This window comes from Flavobacterium channae (assembly GCF_021172165.1).
GTDB lineage: Bacteria > Bacteroidota > Bacteroidia > Flavobacteriales > Flavobacteriaceae > Flavobacterium > Flavobacterium channae.
The window spans coordinates 1559901-1574239 of record NZ_CP089096.1 but is presented as its reverse complement, the minus strand read 5'-3'; the positions used below and the strand labels follow the sequence as shown (position 1 = coordinate 1574239).

The window sequence follows — 14339 nt, the reverse complement described above, 5'->3', positions numbered from 1 at the left end:
GGTGTAAATTTCCATTATTAAATAGAAAAGAAGAATATAAATAGCATTTAGTATAAGTACAATGCTATAGCTTTTTTCCCATTGATGTTTTTCGTTATCCATAATTTCTATTTATCTAATGCTATTATGTTTGCTAATAATCTAAATGCACCACTAACGCCTTCTGGCAATTCTCTAAAAAAGCTTAAACCAGTGTAAATATAATTTCCTTTTCCATGTTTAGCAATTACTAAACCTCCAGTTTTAGATGTTTCTCCTTCATCATTTGAGGCTAAAATAGGAATAAATTCATTACTCCACTTATTTGGATAGTACAAACCTTGCTCTTGAACCCAACCTTGGAAGTCTTTTTCCGTTATTTTATTTGGTTGATTCAGTACTTTATGTGTTGGATTTAAAAAAGTAATCTTTGCATTTTCATTTGTAACACGATCTCTTGAAAGCACTAATTCGTAAGGCGCAATTTCTTTAGTAACCAAATTATTTGTTGTATTGTATTGTACAATCAAATTTCCGCCATTTGCTACATAATTGAATAAGGTTTTGTTTTTGTATTTTAATTCGTCTACCACATTAAATGCTCTAATTCCTAGAAGAATAGCATCAAACTTTTTTAAGTTATCATCTGTAATTTCATTTGGATTAATAGTAGTAACTGTAAATCCTAAATTTTCTAAACTCTTATTTACTTCGTCTCCAGCGCCAATTATGTAACCAATATTTTTCCCTTTGGTTTCGATATCTAATTTTACAATTTTAGCTTCAGAAGTAACTAAAATAGTTTGTTTAGGAATATGAGGATATTGAATAGTAATTAGTTCTTTGTCTAATACTTCATTGTTTGAAGTTACTTTGGCAGTTACTTTAGTTGTTATTTCTTTTTTAGTAGGATATAAGGTAAAAGTGAACTTCTTATCTTCATTTTTAGTGGCAATTTCAAATGGAATTTCTGTTGGACTCACTTTCCAATCTGTCGGAATATCCAAAGATAATTTTCCAGAAGCATTTGCTTTGTGTGCTTTTACAACAACCGTTATTTCTTTTGCTTGTGTTGAGTTAAGAATCAATACTTTTGGTTCAATTGTAGTTGTAAATGTTGGTAGAACAGTAAAAGGAACATATGTTTCGCCATCATCAGGATTGTTGAATTTGTAACAAATGTTTTTTACAATTTCTAGTGTTTTGCCTTCAATTTCAACAGTGAAAATTACTGGGAAATTCGTTGTGATTTCAGGTAATATTCTGATTGATTTATCCGAAACTGTATACATACCTTCGGTTTGCTTTTCTTTTAACCAAAACAGGTTCGAATAATCAACATTCTTGCCAACTGATACTTCTTTAAATTGAAAATTTAGTCGCTCGTTATTTTTCAAAACGACATTTTTAGCTTCATTTTGAATGTTAACAGCATTTACTCCAATCAATTTTACATTAGATTGACTTCTGTTGATTACTTCAATATTAAGATTGAATTTACTTTCTTTAGTAGTCGTTTCTGTATCTGCAACAGCTTCTAAATATAAACCACTACAAGCTTCAATAATTTTGATGATTTGTTTTGATTTGATTTCTTTCCAATGTGAGTCTTCTAATTTTTGAATTAATTCGTAAGCTTTAATTAAATCAGGAATATGAGTTGATGGATTGCTAAAATTGAAGTTTTTTTCAATTGCAATAAGAATTTTTCCAATTTCAGCACCACCTTTTACACGATTCCATGATGTATCAATGCCTTCAAAAAGATTCGTGTTGCTTGGTAAATCTCCTCTTAAAAGTTCCAAATATTCGGTTTCATCACCACGTGTTCCTAGAGTTCCAAAACCTTGACATTTGTGTTGACTTCTACTTAAAGCGGCAATTTCGTTATTACTTTTTCCTTTTAACGGATAATAAACATTCGAATTTATAGCTAATAATTTCGATTTATCAGCAGCATCAAATGCTTCTTGACTTCCGTAAAACCACCAAGAAGTATTAAAAAACACACGTTTTGGTTTGTATTTAACTAAATCATAAGCTTCCAAACTCAACATTGCCGAAGCAGTATGATGTCCGTGAGTTGTTCCAGGTGTATTGTGTGCAAAACGATTTACAACGATATCTGGTCGAAATGTTTCAATAGCCTGAATAACATCTTCTAAAACTTGATTTTTATTCCAAATGGAAAAAGTTTCATTAGGTTCTTTTGAGAAACCAAAATCATTAGCTCTTGTAAAGAACTGTTCACCACCATCAATTCTACGTGCAGCTAAAAGTTCTTGTGTTCTTATTGCGCCTAATTTTTCTCTTAATTCAGTTCCTATTAAGTTTTGACCACCATCACCACGAGTTAACGATAAATAAGCAGTTTGTGCATGATAATGATTTGAAAAATAAGTTATAAGTTTTGTATTTTCATCATCAGGATGTGCCGCAACATACAATACTTTTCCTAGAAAATTTAACTTTTGAACTTGCTCGTAAATTTCAACAGCATTTGGTTTTTGAGGCGCTTGTCCGAATATGGTTAGTGAAATAAATAGTATAAAGATTGAAGTAATTCTTCTGCTCATTGTATTTGGTTTTGTTTCAAAAATAAGGAAATAAAAAAAAGGAAGATTTAAACCCTTCCTTTTTAACAGTTTTTTATAAATTGATTTAATCAAAAAATTCTTTTTCTTCTGTTGGTTTATAAATTACTGAAATTCCCTTTTGCATTAGTAGGTTATTTGGGTAAGTAATGAGTTCGCCATCAATAGTTTTTAAAACTACATAAAAAGCTTTGATATCATCAATTTCTCCTTCAATTGGAAAATCTTTATCATGAATTTTGATTCGATCACCAATTTTAAATGGATAAGAAAAGAAAATAATAATTCCGGCTGTAATATTACTAAGTATTGACCATTGGGCAAAAGAGGCAACACCTACAACTGCAAATACAGACGAAATAAATAATAAAATTTGGTCTTTTTTAACTCCCCAAATGATAGTAATAGAAATTAAAGCAAGTATGCTAAGTAGTAAATTGATGTACTTGATAATTAAATTTGTTCTATGCTCTAAAACTTCATTTAATCGGGCAAAACGTCTTACAATTTTAGCTATACTTATTCTAAGAATCACATATACAAGTATTACCACTAATGTGGCAATTTCTTCATGTAAATATGGATTTTCTATATGTTTAAACATAGTTTAGCAATTTTTGAAATAACATTTCGGTAGGTAAGCCTACAACATTGGTATAAGAACCTTCAATATTTGAAATTCCAATTAAACCAATCCAATCTTGAATACCGTAACTTCCGGCTTTGTCAAATGGTTTGTAATTATCTAGATAATAGGCAATGGCTTCATCTGATAAATTCGCAAAAGTCACATTCGTAACACAATGAAAAACTTCTGTTTTTTCGATTGTTTTCAAACAAACCGAAGTAATTACTTCATGGGTTTTATTTGAAAGTTCTTGTAGCATTTTAAAAGCATCTGCATAATCTTTTGGTTTACCTAATGCTTTACCATTTAACCAAACAATAGTATCACTAGTTACCAATACATCATTTGCATTCAATTCGTTTTCAAAAGCACTTGCTTTCAATTCAGCAAGAAAGTTGGTAATTTCTTCCGCTTTTAAATGCTCGGGATAGATTTCTTCAATTTCTTTTAAACGAATGGTATAATGCAAATCCATTTCTTTAAAGAATTGTTGTCTTCTTGGCGAACCCGAAGCTAAAATAATGTTGATTGTATTTAGTTTTTCTTTAAGCATTGATCAATTTTAAATTGTAAACGATTACTGCAACTGATAATATACCAAAAAACAAGATAATTTTTAAAACCAAACTCAAATGATGAAATTCTTTCTTAGTTGCCGCATTTAATAATTTTACTCCAAAATAAATCAGAGGACCAACAATTAAAACCATTGCATAATACACCACATAATCCAATTCAAAAAAGTTAGCATTTACGTAATAGGCTAATAAAGCAATTGAAATTACCGTTAAAACGCCAACAATTATTTTGGTTTTTTTAATTCCAATGGCAATAGGTAAGGTGTTAATTCCTGATTGATAATCGCCATCTATATCTTCTAAATCTTTTACAATTTCGCGAATTAAATTAATGATAAAGGCAAAAATGGCATAGTGAGTTAAAATACCAAAAGCCTCTTTCATTCGGAATCGATTATCAATATCTATTGCAGGTAAAATATCAAACAAACCAATAATTACAATACTTGTAGATAGCATTAAAGCTACCACAACATTTCCTAAAACCGGAATTTGTTTAAAACTTGTTGCATACATGTAAAGTAAAGTCGCTACTAAAATAAACATCGAAGCAAAAGTAGGTTTGTAAATGACATTAGAAAGATAAAACCCAATTCCAACACCAACAATGGTTAACCCAATGTACCAATTATACGCCACCGTTTCTGAGATTGAAACACCAACCACACGATTTTGCGGTTTTGCAATTTCATCGGTGTCCTGATCCATAATATTATTAATTACATAACCACCAGCGGCAATACAAATCGTTGCAATAACTAGTAAAATGTAATTAAAATCGGTTAAGGCTAAATCAACATAAGATTGTTTTAAAAGTAAATAACGAAAAACCAATTGCATAAAAGCAAGCATCAATAAATTTTGGTATCGAATTAATTTTAAGTATTTCATGTTTTGTGTTTATCTTTTTTAATTTATGGTTTATAATTAATCAAATTTTGCATCAAAATGTTCCATCCATTTGCCTTGCACTTTCATAACTTGTTCAATTACATCACGAACAGCACCTTTTCCACCTTCAACATGTGAAACATATTTCGAAATTCCTTTAATTTCGGGAACTGCGTTTTGTGGACAAGTTGGTAATCCCACCAATTGCATTACATGATAATCTGGAATATCATCTCCCATGTATAACACATTTTCAGGTTGAATATTGTAAATATCAGTGAATTCTTTAAACGTTTCTACTTTGTTTGGTACGCCTAAGTGAATATCAGTGATTCCTAAATTTCGTAAACGAACACGAACGCCTTCATTACTTCCTCCAGAAATAATGCAAACCGTATAACCATTTTCAACAGCTGCTTTCATAGCATAGCCGTCTCTAATGTTCATATTACGAAGCATTTCTCCTGTTGGTGTTACGTGAATAGTTCCGTCGGTTAACACTCCATCTACGTCGAAGACAAAAGTGTTGATTTGGTTCATGAGTTCTTTATAACTTTTTGACATGTTGTATCGATTGTGTAAGTAATTGATATAGGTTTTTATATTCTTGATTTTCTAAGAAATCCAAATGTTTTTCAATGGTTTTGGTGTCATTTCGCAAAGCTGGTCCCGTTTGTGCTTCTCTAGGCGAAAGTTCTGTGATTTTGTGTGCTGTTTCCTGAATTAAAGGATGTAATACTTCAAAAGGAACATTGTTTTCTTCGCAAATTTCATTGCCAATTTGGTACAAATGATTTACAAAATTACAAACAAAAACAGCGGCTACATGCAAACTTTTTCGTTGTTCCGATGAAATGTGAACTACCTTTTGTGATATGCAATTGCCTAATTTTTCTAATAGTTCATAATCGGCCTCATTTTCAGCTTCCAAGCAAATAGGAATAGGAGTAAAGTCGATATCTTTTCCTTTAGTGAAGGTTTGTAACGGATAAAAAACACCTTTTCTATTCTTCTCATTTAAAACGGAAATATTTGACGAACCCGAAGTATGCACGACCAAACGATTTTCAAATGGTAATTGTGACGAAACTTCCGCAATAGCATTATCTGTAACCGAAATTATATACAAATCCGCTTCCGTTATTTTTTGATAATCTGATGTGATTTTAGTTGAAGGAAGTAAATGCGATAAATGACTTGGATTACGAGCAAATGCTTGTACCAAATCCACTTCTTTACTTTGTAACAGCACCTGAATTAAGTGTTGTGCAACATTACCTGAACCAATAAGTACGACTTTTATCATGTGGCTAAATTAGTGAATTTTGAGGAAATTTTGTAATGAAAATTGGATAAGATTATAGCTTTTTATTTAAGCATTTATCTTATTTTTGCTTCATTAATTTCTTACAAATGAAAAAACTTTACTTTTTGTCCTTTTTGATAATTGGTTTTTTAGGTAATGCTCAAATTGTGAATATACCTGATGCTAATTTTAAAGCGAAGTTGTTGAGTGCGAGCCCGAGTAATCAGATTGCGTCAACAAGTTCATTAGTTTACAATTCGATGAATGGTACTTGGGGTGTTTATAGTTACAATGTTATTGATTCAAATAATGATGGTGAGATACAAGTGAGTGAGGCTCAGGCTATAAAATGGCTAGATGTTTCAAATTCAAATATTTCAAATATTTCAGGAATAGAAGCATTTATTAATTTGGAACATTTATCTTGTTTAAGTAATCAATTAACTTCAATAAACATTCAAAATTTGACTAATTTAGTACAGTTTAATTGTTCTAACAATCAATTAACTTCATTAAATTTACAATCTTTAACTAATCTAAAATCTGTATGGTGTTCTGATAATCAAATTTCAAACTTAAATCTTCAAGGATTACTAAATCTACGATTATTAAACGCAAATAATAACCAATTAGCACAGATTAATATAGAAGATTTAGAAAGTTTGGAAATCCTTTTTATTCAAAATAATTTACTAACGAATTTTAGTGCTCATGATTTAACCAATTTGAACTCTATAATATGTAGTTATAATCAAATTAATTCTATTTCTGTTCAAGGATTGTTAAATTTAGAATATTTTAGATGCAATTCAAATCAATTAACATCATTAAATGTTGATGAATTAACAAAACTTAAAGAATTGGATTGTGATTCAAATTTTATTACAACTTTAAATATTGAAAACTTGTCAAAGTTAGAATATTTAAAATGTAGTTCAAATCAATTACTAAGTTTATTTTTAAAAAATGGAAATGAAAGTTCGTGTACTTTAGATTTTTTTAGTAACCCAAACTTAAATTTTATTTGTGCAGATGCTGAAGAAATTGATTATGTGCAACAACAATGTTTATATTCATTTATTCCTGATTGCAACGTAAACGATTACTGCTCTTTCACACCAGGAGGAACATTCTATGAAATTTCAGGCAATACAAAACTCGATTCAAACAACAATGGTTGTGATGCTTCGGATATCAATTATTCCAATTTAAATTTTTCAATTACTGATGGAACTAATGCTGGTTCTTTAATTGTAAACCAAACAGGAAATTATAATATACCAGTTTCCGCAGGAAATCATACTATAACTCCAAACCTTGAAAACCCTAGCTATTTTAATATTTTCCCAACTAGTTTTACTGTTGATTTTCCAACACAAACAAGTCCGTTTACGCAAGATTTTTGTGTAACAGCTAATGGAGTTCATCATGACGTTGAAGTAGTGTTGATTCCAACAGTTCCAGCTCGTCCAGGTTTTGATGCTAATTATAAACTGATTTATCGTAACAAAGGAAATCAAATTGAAAATGGAAGTATTTCATTTACTTTTGATGATACAAGATTGGATTATGTTTTGTCTAATCCAGTTTTTAATAGTTCAGCAGTAAATAATTTCACATGGAATTATACTAATTTACAACCTTTCGAAACTAGAGAGATTGGAATTGTTTTTAATGTAAATTCTCCAATGGAAACACCCGCAGTTAATATCGGTGATCAATTGGATTTTCTTGCTCAAATTACGCCTTTTACAAATGATGAAGTGCAAAACGATAATATTTCTGCTTTAAAACAAATTGTAGTTGGTTCATACGATCCAAACGACAAAACGTGTTTACAAGGAGAAACAATTACGCCAAGTGAAGTTGGGAAATATGTGCATTATTTAATTCGTTTTGAAAACACGGGTACTTATCCTGCTGAAAATATTGTAGTAAAAGACATGATTGATTTGAATAAGTTTGATATTGCTACTTTAATTCCATTAAAAAGTAGTCATGATTTTTTTACCAGAATTAATGGAAATAAAGTAGAGTTCATTTTTGAAAACATCAATTTAGATTTTAATGATGCAACTAATGATGGTTATGTGTTATTTAAAATTAAAACGAAACCAACTTTAGTTTTAGGTGATACTTTCACTAACAATGCTAACATTTACTTTGATTATAATTTCCCAATTACAACAAATACATATACAACAACAGTTGCTGCTTTAAGCTCTCAAGATTTTGATTTTGGAACTTATTTTACTTTATATCCTAATCCAGCAAAAGACGTTTTAAATATTCAAGCAAAACAAGGTATTCAATTGAATTCAATCGAAATCTATAATCAATTAGGACAAATTGTAATGGCGGTTACTAATAATGTAAATGCAATTGATGTTGCAAATTTAGCTTCAGGAACGTATTTTGTCAAGGTGAACTCTGAAAAGGGTAGTGCTAATGCGAAGTTTGTTAAAGAATAGTTTCGACAAACTCAGCGTGACATTCATAAAAATAAAAAAACGCCCGATTCATTTGAATCAGGCGTTTTTTATACTGTAAACTGCGACTGTAAACAGAGTACTATCTCAAGCTCGCTCCTAACTGACTTTCAAAATTACTTTGAAGTTTACTCATAATTTTATCAATTTGAGTATCCGTTAATGTTTTAGAGTTATCTTGAAGAATGAAACTTACAGCATACGATTTTTTTCCTTCTGGTAAGTTTTTCCCTTGATAAACGTCAAACAAATTCACGTCTTTTATTAAGCCTTTTTCTGTTAGTTTTGCAATCGTATAGATTTGCTCAAAAGCTACACTTTCGTCTAATAATAATGCTAAATCTCTACGAACTTCAGGATATTTAGGGATATCAGTAAATTTAATTTTGTTTGAAACGTATTTCTGAATTTTATCCCAAGCAAAATCTGCATATAACACTTCTTGTTTGATGTCGAAATGTTTTAAAACCGATTTTTTAACGGTACCAAATTCTACAATGATTTCTTTTCCAACCGCTAAAGCTAATCCTTCTGCAAATACATCATTTTCAAACGGTAAAGAAGTTACTTTTTTGTCTAATCCTAAACGACTTAAAACAGTGTTGATATAACCTTTGAATAAGAAAAAGTCTGATTTTGATTGTGGATTTGTCCAACTTTCGTTTTGACGATTTCCAGTTACTAAAAGGGTTAAGTGTTTGTTTTCATCGTAACCGCCAGGTAATTTGTGGTAGCTTTTTCCGAATTCAAAGAATTTTAAATCGCTTCTTTTTCTGTTGATGTTAAAAGAAACAGCTTCTAATCCAGAAAATAATAATGACTGACGCATTGCAGACAAATCACTACTTAATGGATTTAACATCATTACATTGAATTCTTCTTTTAAATTCTCAGAAAGTTTAACGTAATCTGGGGTTGTTAAAGAATTCGCCATCATTTCGTTAAATCCTAACGAACACAATTGGTTAGCAATAATATTTTGAACTTTAAACTCTTCTGTTCTAGAAGAATAAGCTGTTGTAGCATTTACTTTTGATGGAATTTTAATGTTGTTATAACCGTAAACACGTAAAATTTCTTCAATAACATCAATTTCACGAGTAACATCAACACGGTAAGAAGGAATAGTTAAACCTAAACCAGCTTCGGTAATGCTATTAACTTTGATATCTAAAGAAGCCAAAATCTTTTTAATCGTTTCTGGTTTAATATCTTCTCCAATGATTTTATTCACCTTATTAAAATGAATGAAAACACTAAAATCTTCAATCTTTTTAGGATAAATATCTATAATATCCGAGGTAATTTCACCACCTGCCACTTCTTGAATCAATAAAGCCGCACGTTTTAAAGCATATTCGGTAATACTTGGATCGATACCTCTTTCAAAACGGAAAGAAGCATCAGTACTTAACGTATGTCTTTTTGCTGTTTTTCTAACAGAAACCGGATTAAAATAAGCACTTTCCAAGAAAATAGCTTGTGTACTTTCAGAAACTCCTGAAGATTTCCCTCCGAAAACACCCGCAATACACATTGGACCATTTTCATCGCAAATCATTAAATCTTCTTCATGAAGCGTACGTTCAATATCATCTAATGTTACAAATTTAGTACCTGCAGGAACTGTTTTTACAATTACTTTGCTTCCTTTAATTTGAGCCGCATCAAAAGCGTGTAAAGGTTGTCCTAATTCGTGTAAAACATAATTTGTAACGTCAACTACGTTATTTTTTGGAGTTAATCCAATGGCTTTTAAACGGTTTTGTAACCAAGAAGGTGAAGGTTTTACTTCAATTCCTGAAATAGTTACACCGCAATATCTTGGCGCTAATTTTTCGTTTTCAACTTTTACATCGATTTTTAAAGTACGTTTTTCTACTTTAAATTTACTTACCGATGGCGTAATTAATTCCGAAGAAGTTCCTTTTTGTAATAATCCTGCACGTAAATCGCGAGCTACACCCATATGAGACATAGCATCAGCACGATTTGGTGTTAAACCAATTTCGAATACTTCGTCGTTTTCAATTTGGAATACTTTTGAAGCTAAAGTTCCTGGTTTTAAATCTTCAGCCAAAATCATAATTCCGTCATGACTTTCCCCAAGACCTAATTCGTCTTCAGCACAAATCATTCCGTGACTTTCTTGACCGCGAATTTTTCCTTTTTTAATTTCGAATGCGTTTCCTTCTTTGTCAAAAAGTTTTGTACCAATCGTTGCTACAGGAACTTTTTGTCCAGCTGCTACATTTGGAGCACCACAAACAATTTGAACAGGAGCGTTTCCATCTCCTAAATCAACTGTAGTGATTTTTAATTTATCGGCATCAGGATGTTTTTCGCATGTAAGTACATGTCCAACAACAACTCCTTGTAAACCACCTTTTAAGCTTTCATATTTATCTACACCTTCAACTTCTAAACCTAAATCGGTAAGGATGTCAGCAATTTCTTCAGATTTTAAATCGGTTTTAATGAACTGTTTTAACCAATTGTAAGATATACGCATTTTGTATCGAATTTTAAACCGCAAAGATACTTTTAAAAATTAGAAATTAGAAATAAGCAATTAGAATTTTTAAACATCTCATTGTGGAAATTTATTTCAGTTTTAATTATCAAATTGATAAAATTAGAATCTAAAATATGTTAAATGTTAATTTTTTTAGCGTTAAAATTTTATTAATATCAATTTTGTGCTATCATATGAAATAATTGTGCTACTTTATGAAGTGAAATGAAATTAATTTTGAGAAACAAACCTAAAAATCAAAATTATGAGTAATTTAGTTCAAAGACCTCAATTAAAAGAAAAGTACGATAATTACATTAATGGAAAATGGACTGCTCCTTCAACAGGACAGTATTTTGAAGTATTATCTCCAGTTGACGGGAAATTAATGTCGAAAGCAGCACATTCTGCAAAATTAGACGTAGAAATGGCTGTAAATGCTGCAGATGAAGCATTCAAATCATTTAGCCAAACTTCAGCTACGGAGCGTAGTATCATGCTTAATAAAATTGCCGATAGAATTGAGGCAAACTTAGAATATATTGCAGCAGTTGAAACTTTAGACAATGGAAAAGCAATTCGTGAAACTATGGCTGCGGATATTCCACTTGCTATTGATCATTTCCGATATTTTGCGAGTGTAATTCGTGCTGAAGAAGGTTCAATTACAGAACTAGATAAAGACACTGTTTCTATCATTGTTCATGAGCCAATAGGAGTTATAGCTCAAATTATTCCTTGGAACTTCCCAATCTTAATGGCCGTTTGGAAATTGGCTCCAGCTTTAGCTGCAGGTAATTGTGTTGTGTTAAAACCTGCTGAAAGCACACCAATTTCGATTATGGTATTAATGGAAATTATTGGAGATTTAATTCCTGCTGGTGTAGTGAATGTTGTTAACGGATTTGGTGCCGAGTTAGGAAGAACTTTGGTTACAAATCCAAAAGTTTCAAAAGCTGCCTTTACAGGTTCTACTGCAACTGGAAGAATGGTAATGCAATATGCTACAGAAAACATTATTCCAGTAACGTTAGAGTTAGGAGGAAAATCACCTAATATATTCTTCCCATCAGTTATGGATGCTGATGATGAGTTTTTAGACAAAGCCTTAGAAGGTGCTGTTCTTTTTGCCTTAAATCAAGGAGAGATTTGTACTTGTCCTTCCAGATTGATTATTCATGAATCTATTTATGATAAATTCATTGAAAGAGTATTAGAACGCGTTAAAGCAATTAAAACAGGAAACCCGTTAGATCCAACAGTAATGATGGGTGCTCAGGCTTCTCAAATTCAAAAAGATAAAATCCTTTCTTATATTCAACTAGGTAAAGAAGAAGGAGCCCAGTTATTATGTGGTGGTGATGTGAATCATTTAGGTGACGATTTAGATGGAGGTTACTACATTCAACCAACATTGTTTAAAGGACACAACAAAATGCGTATTTTCCAAGAAGAAATTTTTGGACCAGTATTAGCAGTTACTACTTTTAAAACTACTGAAGAAGCTTTAGAAATTGCAAATGATACTATGTATGGTTTAGGAGCTGGTGTTTGGACACGTGATGCTCACGAATTATATCAAGTACCAAGAGCTATTCAAGCGGGTCGTGTTTGGGTAAATCAATATCATGCTTATCCTGCTGGAGCGCCTTTCGGAGGTTACAAACAATCGGGTATTGGTAGAGAAAACCACAAAATGATGTTAGACCATTATCGTCAAACAAAAAACATGTTGATTTCTTACAATAAAAACAAATTAGGTTTCTTTTAATGGATAATAAACGAACCCAGTGTAATGCTGGGTTTGTTTTTATATACGATTTGAACTTTTGTGGACTTAATTATTTTATAACATATAAGTCATAAAAGCTTACATTACGTTTTGCGCAATTATTTTAAGAGCATTTAAGAAGTATGCTACGAGGATAAAACTTATATGACTTATATGTTTAAATTTTAGATATGGAAAAAATAAAACGATTAGATGCTACCGAAAAAGCACTTGAACTAATTACCATGCTTTCTGAAAAGTTTGGGGATTTGATGTTTTATCAAGCTGGTGGTTGTTGTGAAGGAACCCAACCGCAATGTTTTGAAAAAGGCGGATTTTATTTGCGTTATGGCGATGTTTGTATTGGAACAATTCAGGGTTTTGAATTTTGGGTAGACAAAGATTTGTTCGAATATTGGAAACACGCACATTTTACGTTGGATGTTACCGATGGAATAGGAGCAGGAGGTTTTTCTTTAGAAACCCCTTACGGAAAAACATTCAAAGTAAATTACAGATTATTTACGGAAGAAGAAGCAGATAACTTAGAAGAAATTCGATTAAATGAATAATACTGTTCACTAATTACTATTCACTAATTACTATTCACTAATCACTTTTTACCCATTATAATTCATCAATTGATACTGTTTCGGTGTAACGCCTTCGTATTTTTTGAATAATCGAATAAAGTAATTGCAATCTTCAAAACCAGTAGCATAAGAAACTTCGTTTACCTGAATGTTTGGATTGCTCAATAGTTTTTTAGCGTATTTTATCTTTTCATTCAAAATATACTCAATTGGGCTCATGCCTAATTCTCTTTTGAAATAGCGATAAAAAGAAGTGGTACTCATACAAGCTTTATCGCTTAAATCTTTCAAATTGATAGTTTCTCTAATATTATTTTTAATGTATTCTATTGATGGCGTAATCGGACTATTGTTATCAATGAATGTTTCACTTTCAAAACGTTTGGTAGTTTGTGTTTGAATAATTCGAATAATCAATTCCTGTAACGTTAAATCGGCAAGTGCATCTTTTGTTATCGAATTGCCCATACATTCTTTAATCAATTTATTAATGGTTCCGGCTAATTCTACATTGTTATAAAAGAAATAGTTTTCGTGGTCTAGTTTCCATAAATTGTTTTTTCCTTCTTTTGGATATTTTTCGTTTAAGAAATCCAATGTATTGGTGATAATTTGATTGTCAATTGCTAAAGCAATACATTGTGTAGGATTTTCTTTAGAAGCTTCCGGAAAATCGATTTTCATTTCAGCATTGGAAGGAACAATCACGGTTTCGCCTGGTAAATATTCAAAACTTGGATCTTCAAATAAATGCATTACTTTTTTACCGCGAAGCATGCTTGTTACTACTAAATCATTAAACTTTAAGGGAACTAAATCAGATTTTTGATAAGTTTCAAAAATGTTTAATTCACAATGGTCTAAGGAGAAAATAGTTCTGTTTTCCACTAAAGTTTTTAACGACTTTTCATGGGTTAATACAGGTGTAAAAAGTAAAGATTTGTTTGGCATTTTATGATAATCCTAAATTCTAAAACAAGATACAAAAAAAGCAA

Annotated in this window: 11 protein-coding genes; 3 read left to right on the top strand and 8 right to left on the bottom strand. The window is 31.0% G+C overall.

The window, feature by feature from the left end; genetic code table 11:
* Window positions 1-107 precede the first annotated feature (107 nt).
* From LOS89_RS07245 to LOS89_RS07220, 6 genes are all read right to left on the bottom strand, one after another.
* Window positions 108-2555, bottom strand: a complete 2448-nt coding sequence (locus tag LOS89_RS07245) for a PIG-L family deacetylase (RefSeq protein ID WP_231834621.1) — start codon at window positions 2553-2555, stop codon at window positions 108-110.
* Window positions 2556-2640: 85 nt separating this feature from the next.
* Window positions 2641-3177 carry a mechanosensitive ion channel domain-containing protein gene (locus LOS89_RS07240; RefSeq protein WP_231834620.1) on the bottom strand — a complete coding sequence of 179 codons (537 nt, stop codon included), beginning with the start codon at window positions 3175-3177 and terminating at the stop codon, window positions 2641-2643.
* Window positions 3170-3754, bottom strand: coding sequence for a Maf-like protein (locus LOS89_RS07235; protein WP_231834619.1), 585 nt, complete (start codon window positions 3752-3754; stop codon window positions 3170-3172). The genes LOS89_RS07240 and LOS89_RS07235 overlap by 8 nt, the downstream gene beginning before the upstream one ends.
* A complete protein-coding gene (locus LOS89_RS07230) occupies window positions 3747-4670 on the bottom strand; it encodes a geranylgeranylglycerol-phosphate geranylgeranyltransferase (protein WP_231834618.1) in 924 nt (307 codons plus the stop codon). Before LOS89_RS07230 ends, LOS89_RS07235 begins: the two co-directional genes overlap by 8 nt.
* A 36-nt stretch (window positions 4671-4706) precedes the next feature.
* Window positions 4707-5234 carry a KdsC family phosphatase gene (locus tag LOS89_RS07225; protein ID WP_231834617.1) on the bottom strand — a complete coding sequence of 176 codons (528 nt, stop codon included), beginning with the start codon at window positions 5232-5234 and terminating at the stop codon, window positions 4707-4709.
* Window positions 5218-5976, bottom strand: coding sequence for a Rossmann-like and DUF2520 domain-containing protein (locus LOS89_RS07220; protein WP_231834616.1), 759 nt, complete (start codon window positions 5974-5976; stop codon window positions 5218-5220). Before LOS89_RS07220 ends, LOS89_RS07225 begins: the two co-directional genes overlap by 17 nt.
* Window positions 5977-6083: 107 nt before the next feature.
* Here LOS89_RS07220 and LOS89_RS07215 point away from each other — a divergent pair, with 107 nt between their 5' ends.
* Complete coding sequence (locus LOS89_RS07215; RefSeq protein ID WP_231834615.1) at window positions 6084-8447, top strand: T9SS type A sorting domain-containing protein; 2364 nt, start codon at window positions 6084-6086, stop codon at window positions 8445-8447.
* A 100-nt stretch (window positions 8448-8547) separates the two neighbouring features.
* Here LOS89_RS07215 and pheT read toward each other — a convergent pair whose 3' ends face one another.
* The gene (gene pheT / locus LOS89_RS07210; RefSeq protein ID WP_231834614.1) at window positions 8548-10977 is read right to left on the bottom strand and encodes a phenylalanine--tRNA ligase subunit beta; all 2430 of its coding nucleotides are present in this window, start codon (window positions 10975-10977) and stop codon (window positions 8548-8550) included.
* Between the two features lie 268 nt (window positions 10978-11245).
* On the opposite strand from pheT, the gene LOS89_RS07205 reads away from it, so the two are divergent.
* Window positions 11246-12751 (top strand): aldehyde dehydrogenase family protein, encoded by a 1506-nt coding sequence (locus LOS89_RS07205; RefSeq protein WP_231834613.1) that lies wholly within the window; start codon window positions 11246-11248, stop codon window positions 12749-12751.
* A 191-nt stretch (window positions 12752-12942) separates the two neighbouring features.
* A complete protein-coding gene (locus tag LOS89_RS07200; RefSeq protein ID WP_231834612.1) occupies window positions 12943-13323 on the top strand; it encodes a DUF779 domain-containing protein in 381 nt (126 codons plus the stop codon).
* 48 nt (window positions 13324-13371) lie between these two features.
* Here LOS89_RS07200 and LOS89_RS07195 read toward each other — a convergent pair whose 3' ends face one another.
* The gene (locus tag LOS89_RS07195; RefSeq protein ID WP_231834611.1) at window positions 13372-14295 is read right to left on the bottom strand and encodes an AraC family transcriptional regulator; all 924 of its coding nucleotides are present in this window, start codon (window positions 14293-14295) and stop codon (window positions 13372-13374) included.
* Window positions 14296-14339 lie beyond the last annotated feature (44 nt).

Excerpts from the sequence above, each read along its gene's own strand:
- pheT (WP_231834614.1), bottom strand. The coding sequence starts at position 10,977 with ATGCGTATATCTTACAATTGGTTAAAACAGTTCATTAAAACCGATTTA.
- LOS89_RS07205 (WP_231834613.1), top strand. The coding sequence starts at position 11,246 with ATGAGTAATTTAGTTCAAAGACCTCAATTAAAAGAAAAGTACGATAAT.
- LOS89_RS07200 (WP_231834612.1), top strand. The coding sequence starts at position 12,943 with ATGGAAAAAATAAAACGATTAGATGCTACCGAAAAAGCACTTGAACTA.
- LOS89_RS07195 (WP_231834611.1), bottom strand. The coding sequence starts at position 14,295 with ATGCCAAACAAATCTTTACTTTTTACACCTGTATTAACCCATGAAAAG.
- LOS89_RS07245 (WP_231834621.1), bottom strand. The coding sequence starts at position 2,555 with ATGAGCAGAAGAATTACTTCAATCTTTATACTATTTATTTCACTAACC.
- LOS89_RS07230 (WP_231834618.1), bottom strand. The coding sequence starts at position 4,670 with ATGAAATACTTAAAATTAATTCGATACCAAAATTTATTGATGCTTGCT.
- LOS89_RS07235 (WP_231834619.1), bottom strand. The coding sequence starts at position 3,754 with ATGCTTAAAGAAAAACTAAATACAATCAACATTATTTTAGCTTCGGGT.
- LOS89_RS07225 (WP_231834617.1), bottom strand. The coding sequence starts at position 5,234 with ATGTCAAAAAGTTATAAAGAACTCATGAACCAAATCAACACTTTTGTC.
- LOS89_RS07240 (WP_231834620.1), bottom strand. The coding sequence starts at position 3,177 with ATGTTTAAACATATAGAAAATCCATATTTACATGAAGAAATTGCCACA.
- LOS89_RS07215 (WP_231834615.1), top strand. The coding sequence starts at position 6,084 with ATGAAAAAACTTTACTTTTTGTCCTTTTTGATAATTGGTTTTTTAGGT.
- LOS89_RS07220 (WP_231834616.1), bottom strand. The coding sequence starts at position 5,976 with ATGATAAAAGTCGTACTTATTGGTTCAGGTAATGTTGCACAACACTTA.